The organism is Chitinophaga sp., from assembly GCF_036566945.1.
In the GTDB taxonomy this organism is placed as follows: domain Bacteria; phylum Bacteroidota; class Bacteroidia; order Chitinophagales; family Chitinophagaceae; genus Chitinophaga.
Genome location: NZ_DATCVJ010000994.1, coordinates 1 through 5,061, shown reverse-complemented (window position 1 = coordinate 5,061; position 5,061 = coordinate 1). Strand labels below are relative to the sequence as shown.

Sequence of the window (5,061 nt, the reverse complement as noted above, 5' to 3'; positions counted from 1 at the left end):
TCAAAAGGCAATAACCAATACTTCTACCCTTCAGCGTCGCTGTCTTTTGTGTTCTCTGATTTGCTGAAAGACTGGAAATGGTTGTCATTCGGTAAAGTTAGAGGAAGCCTTGCTGCGGTAGGTAATGATGCAGAAGCTTATCATACTTTCAATACGTTCAACTTTATATTACCATTTAATGGTAACCCTGTTGGCCAGTTCAATTCAACCTTTAACAGCCCGGATTTAAAACCAGAACGCACTACAGAAGTAGAAACCGGCGTAGAACTCAAATTCCTGGATAACCGTATTGGCCTGGATCTTACCTATTACAGACGGGTTACCAAAAATCAGATCATTAGCTTACCTGTATCAGCCCCAACCGGCTATCTGGGCGCTTATGTAAACGGTGGTAGTGTAGAAAATAAAGGATTGGAAATCGGGTTAAACCTGAATCCTATCCGCCTCAAAGGTGGCTTCCGCTGGGATATCAACGCCAATATAGCATTCAATCGCAATAAGCTGTTGAACCTCGATGTGCCTCAATACAATACTTCATTACCTATCTTAACCATCGGCACCGACCGCCGTACACAACAGGTATCGGTGGTAGCTGAAGTAGGACAGCCACTGGGAACCCTTCGTGGTACTGATTACACTTATGTAGACGGCCAAAAGTTGGTGGACTCTTTAGGACGATATGTACCAAGTGCCATCAAAAATATCGGTAACGCCTATCCGGATTATGTAGGTGGTATTACCAATACCTTCTCCTACAAAGGCTTTTATCTCTCTGCACTGGTCGACTTCCAGCACGGCGGTAGCTTCTTCTCCTACACCAATCTCTATGGAGAAAAATCTGGTCTGCTGGAAAGCACCGCTGCCAACGGCATCCGGGAAAAAGGCATCGTTACAGAAGGTGTTACGGCAGACGGTAAACCGAATACACTTAACATGCCTGCTCAGGATTATTTCAAATATAACGTAGGGAACACCATCAGCACAGCAAATCTGTATGATGCCAGTTATATCTACCTGAGAGAAGCTAAACTCGGCTACAACCTGCCCGAATCATGGTATAAAAAGATCGGTGCGCAAAGTGCCCGCGTATCCCTCTATGGTCGTAACCTTTGGCTGATCAAGTCCAATGCCCCTAACGTGGATCCATCCAACATCCTCAATTCCGCTTCTAACATCCAGGGAATTGAAGGGGGAGCATTGCCTTCGCTCCGGTCTTATGGTATTAACCTGAATGTATCATTCTAAATTTTTATGAAGATGACAAAGACGATTTTGAAATATAGTGGTGCATTACTTTTAACGGTTTCTCTGGCTATCTCCAGCTGCACAAAACTGGATGATATGAACCGTGATCCAACTAAACCCACTACCACAGAACCACAATACCTGTTGACCGGCGCCCAGAAATCTGCTATGGATGTACTATACAGCGGTTTGCAGAATGGCTATATCGCCATGCATTACGCACAATTCTGGTCTGGTAACGCCAGAGTAGCAGATAGCCAGTATCAACTTGATCAGGGTAATAACAATACTATTTGGAATACACTGTATAGCTACTCGCTCCATAACCTGGATGCCATCATTACCATGAACCAGTCTAAAGCCGGTCAACCAGGAGTAGCCAATCAAAATGCCATCGCACATATAATGCGCGCCTGGGTCTTCCAGATATTGGCAGATACTTATGGAAATATACCATATACTGATGCGTTCAAGAATACGACCGATATCACACCCAAATACGACGATCCACAGGCAATCTATAAATCACTGATAGACACCCTGGAGGCACAGGTAAAAATATTGGATGCATCACAGACCAGTTTTAATACCGGAGATATTATCTATAGCGGAGATGTGGAAAGCTGGAGAAGGCTGGGCCATTCACTCCTCCTGCGCATGGCAATCCGTATGGTAGATGCCAGTCCGGAAAAAGCCAAACAGATCATTGAAGCGCATTATCAACAAGCCTTCACCGAAAATTCACAGGGGGCACAATTCCAATATGTGGATGCACTGCCTAACAGATATCCGCAGAACGACGAAGATCGTCCCATCATCGACTTTGCCATCAGCACCACGCTGCTCGACTATATGAAAGGCCTGGAAGATCCACGCCTGCCCATATACGCACGCCCATCTACCACCGGGAATGAATTCGTAGGCTTACCTTATGGCTGGACTACATCTGATCCGCAGCACCAAACGGATGATCACTACGCCAGCCCTGGTAAACAAATATATAGCCCTACCATGCCTGGTATTCTGATGAGTTATTCGGAAGTGGAATTTATCCTGGCAGAAGCCGCTGCCAGAGGCATGAATGTAGGCGATGCGGCAACACACTACACCAATGGTATTAAAGCATCTATGCATTACTGGGCTGATCTGACGAAAACCACCATCAGCGACGACACCATTAATGCCTATATCGCCAAAGTACCTTATGCAGCAGCAGATTGGAGAAATGTTATCGGTACCCAGAAATGGCTGGCATTGTATCCACAAGGTTTCCAGGCATGGTTTGAAAGAACCAGGCTGAAATTTAAAAAACCAGGTGGACAACCACTGTTCATGGCACCAAAATCCGGCAGTCTGGATGCAAGTGTCACAGAAGGAGTGCCTTATCGTTTAACTTATCCACTGCCAGAACAAACACAGAATAAAGCCAATTACGACGCGGCGGCATCAGCTGTTGGCGGCGATTTTAAAGGCACGAAACTGTGGTACAATAAATTTTGATACAACAATCAACTATAGCTAAACAAAAATCTAACGGCGCCTGCTTCTGCAGGTGCTTTCTTTTTTTAGCCCCCGTTTAGTTATCTTTAAGCCCAACCTATATTCAACAATTATGAGGAAACTACTGCTCACAATGGTCCTGATGGCCATTGTTCGTTTGGTATCAGCACAGGATATGACGCAAGGCTACCAGAATTGGTATACCTATTTCGGCACCATGAAACTCAATAGTAAATGGGCCATACCCTTTGATGTACAATTACGTGTCAGAGACGGTATCAGCAACAAAGGCCAACTGCTCATGCGCGGCGGACTCCAGTATTCACCGACCAAACAGGATCATATTTTATTGGGCTACGCCTATGTGCCTACCTATAACGGGGTAAGTAATACCTGGCTTCCGGAACAACGCATCTTCGAACAATATATTCATAAGGCTAAGAAAATTGATATGACACATCGGGTGCGACTGGAGCAGCGTTGGGTATCCCAGCCATCAAAACCAGGTTCGGCACATGCTATCGGCGATTGGAAATATGGTAATCGTGCACGATATTTCAACCGCACACAACTGGCCATTAAACATAAAAAAGAAACCACCCCGTTTTATGTGGCCTTACAAGATGAAATCTTTTTGAATCTGTGGGGAAATGATATCAGTAACCTGTTATTTGATCAGAACCGCTTTCTCGCGGCATTTGGTTACCAGTTTAATACTAAACTAAAAGCAGATATCGGATATATGAACCAATTAATACAGGTAACTTCCGGCGCCAAAACAATGAATCATATCCTGCATTTCAGCGTGTTTCAGACGATTGACCTGTAATATTTTTTTGTCTTGGAGCAGGATTATACTGATTTAGATGATTTCCCAGATTTTACTTTTTTGATTTTATAAGATTAAAAAGATTGGCGATGACAGTGACGGGTATCCGCGACGGTCTTCGCCAATCTTTTTAATCTTATAAAATCAAAATCCGGGAAATCATCTAAATCAGTATAATCCTGTCCCAAGACAAAAACTCGCGCCTTTACCTGTAATTATTGAACTTGGCTTTTAACATATCGGTGAAGTTCCGGTATGCCTCCTCTGTTTCAAATGCACTAATGGGAATAAGAAAGAAGGTTTTTTTGTCCCTGTATAGGAAGAAGAATTTCTTTGTTTCCACCACCTGAGAAAAATTATTCCAGCTGATAGCCCGCTGCTGCTCACTTGCACGGGTAGAAATCAATAACCCTTCATCAGAGTATTTAAGATGTATGCTGTCTTTGAAGGTAGCCGCTTTGTTGTAGATAGCAACAGGCAAAAGATACCAGAACACCCAGCCCAATATCAATGTCATGAGAACAATACCTGTAAGCGCACCCGGGGTAACTACCTTGAAAAAGTAGCCTGTTAAAGTAGCTAAAAGTAGGATGATAAGAGTATTGCGGAAGACTTTTATCTCTCCCCTCTGCATAAAATGATAGCGCAATGCATGCAACACATCCCCCTTATTGTAATTGAACTCTAAATGCATTATCGCCTGGCAAAACGATTTTATCTGTTAACTGAAATCGACATAGGATTATCCATTTCATCACGCACAGTAACAGGTGCTTCCTTCTTCCGGCCACGTTTTACAGACAAATCGTCCTCGCTGAAACCCGGGAAGTTCTTTTTGATGAACAGAAAATATTGTTGCAAGGTCTTGGGATCCACTTTAAAAGGGAAAGCCAACTCCTTACCACTCCCTTTAAGGAAGTCGTTCGTATTTATTTTAGTCTCGTTTTGTAAATACCACTTGTATAAGTCCACAATAGCTTTTTCCAACTCGCCTTCATCAACTTTCTCCGCTGTTTCAACCCGTGGAAACATTAACACAAACTCTTCTACCCGTACAGGTTTTGTATTATTTGTGTTTTTAGAGTTATTACGGTTATCGTTGTTATCCCCGTTTTTGTCTCCGTTGTTATCCCCGTTCTTGAAACCAGTGTTGGCATTTGCTGATGCGGCTGCGGCCAAAACTACCAACAGCATTAACAACAGCTTTTTCATAAGGTGTCAAATTTTCGAGTCTAAAAATACAATTATATTTTGAGATTTCTAGTAGATAAAAAAATATGCGTAAAAACCCCTGAAAAAACAAAAGCAATGGACGAACCATTGCTTTCGAGAGTCATTTACAGTGCATGAGGAGTCATGCGGTGTAGGAATATTTGGTTTTTCATAGGACAGTAACCATAATAAAAATTAATACAATAACAAATATAATAAAATTATATCGTGACTCAGGCAAAAGTATAAATATTAGAAAAAATCAAATATTTCAA

General features: G+C 42.7%; 5 protein-coding genes. 3 read left to right on the top strand and 2 right to left on the bottom strand.

Going from position 1 to position 5,061, the window contains the following annotated elements; translation table 11 throughout:
* The 3 genes from VIP81_RS29765 to VIP81_RS29755 all read left to right on the top strand — a co-directional run.
* Window positions 1-1,245: TonB-dependent receptor domain-containing protein (locus VIP81_RS29765; protein ID WP_331970399.1), on the top strand; the 1,245-nt coding region annotated here is incomplete at its 5' end.
* Window positions 1,246-1,257: 12 nt separating this feature from the next.
* The gene (locus VIP81_RS29760; RefSeq protein WP_331970396.1) at window positions 1,258-2,745 is read left to right on the top strand and encodes a SusD/RagB family nutrient-binding outer membrane lipoprotein; all 1,488 of its coding nucleotides are present in this window, start codon (window positions 1,258-1,260) and stop codon (window positions 2,743-2,745) included.
* 112 nt (window positions 2,746-2,857) lie between these two features.
* Window positions 2,858-3,574: a DUF2490 domain-containing protein gene (locus VIP81_RS29755; RefSeq protein ID WP_331970393.1), complete on the top strand. Its 717-nt coding sequence runs from the start codon at window positions 2,858-2,860 to the stop codon at window positions 3,572-3,574.
* Between the two features lie 205 nt (window positions 3,575-3,779).
* On the opposite strand, the gene VIP81_RS29750 is transcribed toward VIP81_RS29755, so the two are convergent.
* Together VIP81_RS29750 and VIP81_RS29745 are read right to left on the bottom strand one after the other, a co-directional pair.
* A complete protein-coding gene (locus VIP81_RS29750) occupies window positions 3,780-4,091 on the bottom strand; it encodes a YcxB family protein (protein ID WP_331970390.1) in 312 nt (103 codons plus the stop codon).
* Between the two features lie 197 nt (window positions 4,092-4,288).
* Window positions 4,289-4,786 carry a hypothetical protein gene (locus VIP81_RS29745; protein WP_331970387.1) on the bottom strand — a complete coding sequence of 166 codons (498 nt, stop codon included), beginning with the start codon at window positions 4,784-4,786 and terminating at the stop codon, window positions 4,289-4,291.
* Window positions 4,787-5,061 lie beyond the last annotated feature (275 nt).